At 60.1% G+C, this 1,773-nt stretch carries 1 protein-coding gene and 1 pseudogene; both read right to left on the reverse strand.

Annotated elements, in window-relative coordinates:
- Positions 1-2: 2 nt before the first annotated feature.
- Complete coding sequence (locus ABZE94_RS21215) at positions 3-1,100, reverse strand: carboxynorspermidine decarboxylase (protein ID WP_372878174.1); 1,098 nt, start codon at positions 1,098-1,100, stop codon at positions 3-5.
- Between the two features lie 355 nt (positions 1,101-1,455).
- Positions 1,456-1,773 (reverse strand): annotated as a pseudogene (locus tag ABZE94_RS21220) (hypothetical protein); the annotation flags it as partial.

The raw sequence follows: 1,773 nt of genomic DNA on the forward strand, positions 1-1,773 counted from the left end.
CTTCAGGAAAGACTGGACAGGTAATCGTCGAACCCAAATTCACGAACCACCTCGACGCTGCCATCGAGTTGTCGCACTGCAATAGACGGCATTTTAAGGCCGTTGAACCAGTTCTTCTTGACCATGGTATAGCCCGCTGCGTCGATAAACGACAAACGATCGCCGATGGCCAGCGGACGATCGAACTGGTACTCGCCGAAGATGTCGCCGGCCAGGCAGGATTTGCCGCACACCATGTAGCGGTGCTCGCCGTCACAGGGCGCCATCTTGGCATCGAGCCGGTAGATCAGCAGATCGAGCATGTGCGCTTCGATGGAGCTGTCGACCACCGCCAGATTCTTACCGTTGAACAGGGTGTCGAGCACCGTGACTTCCAGGGAGGCGCTCAGGGTGATAGCGGCCTCACCCGGCTCCAGATACACCTGCACGCCGTAGGTCTCGGAAAACGCCTTCAAGCGCGCGCAGAAGCGATCCAGCGGGTAGCCTTCACCGGTGAAGTGGATGCCGCCACCGAGGCTGACCCACTGCACCTGATGCAGCAGATCGCCGAAGCGCTCCTCGATGGTGCTGAGCATCTGGTCGAACAGCTCGAAACTGTCGTTCTCGCAGTTGTTGTGGAACATGAAGCCGGAGATCTTATCCATCACCGTGGCGATCTTTTCCGGGTCCCATTCGCCCAGGCGGCTGAACGGGCGCGCCGGGTCGGCCAGCAGGTAATCGGAGCTGCTCACCTGCGGGTTGACCCGCAGACCGCGCACCTTGCCGGCGGAAGCGTCGGCGAAGCGCTCGAGCTGGCCGATCGAGTTGAAGATGATCTTGTCGCAGTTGGCGAGCATCTCGTCGATTTCGTCGTCGGCCCAAGCCACGCTGTAGGCGTGGGTCTCGCCGGCGAATTTCTGCCGACCGAGCTTGAGTTCATACAGCGACGAGGAGGTGGTGCCGTCCATGTACTGCTGCATCAAGTCGAACACCGACCAGGTGGCGAAGCACTTGAGCGCCAGCAGCGCCTTGGCCCCGGACTGTTCGCGTACGTAGGCGATCTTCTCCAGATTGCCCAGCAGCTTCTGTTTGTCGATCAGGTAGTACGGCGTCTTGATCATCTCGGTGCCCATGCAAGGTCTACCGGCAGGAAATCAGCGAAACTGACCCCCTCCCCAAAAAGTGGAGGCGAATTGTGCCGACAACCGGCGCATATCGAAAGAGCATTGTGGAAATTTTAACCAATAATCGACCGTTGACGACGCATCGAAGCCCGGCAGAGCGCTTTCGAGCCACCGGCTGGCAAGCATCGCAGACGCAAAAAAGCCTGACGAAACGCCGCTGAGCGCCGCCCCTGAGCATACGCCCGAATGATGTCTATTTAATGGCTATACCTGCGCGACAGCCTGGGGGCGACGAGACGATCCATCTCGGAGGTTGGCGGCAGGTATTAGGAGATGGCGGCGCGGCGGCGATTCAAACGCGGCGGAACAAGCCGAGCAGACGTTCGGCAATGGTCCCCTGTAGCGCCTCGATGTCGCGATGGGCGCATGCTCCCAGGCGCGCCGGAACGATGCGGTGCAGGTGCAGCGACGGCATGCGCCCCTCGAAGCCGCGCAAGTCTTCCTTGATCAGCACCGGTAGAAAGGCCTCCCCCCTGGCCTGAAAACGCTGGTTCAGCAACTTGAGCCCCTTATGAAACGGCAGCTCCTTGGAGGCGACCAGACGGTTTTCACTCGGGACTTTCAGATACAGGCCGCTGTAGCCAAGGGTTTCGCCGGGCAGGATGTGCAC

The organism is Pseudomonas sp. (assembly GCF_041601375.1).
In the GTDB taxonomy this organism is placed as follows: Bacteria; Pseudomonadota; Gammaproteobacteria; order Pseudomonadales; family Pseudomonadaceae; genus Aquipseudomonas.

Excerpts from the sequence above, each read along its gene's own strand:
- ABZE94_RS21215 (WP_372878174.1), bottom strand. The coding sequence starts at position 1,100 with ATGATCAAGACGCCGTACTACCTGATCGACAAACAGAAGCTGCTGGGC.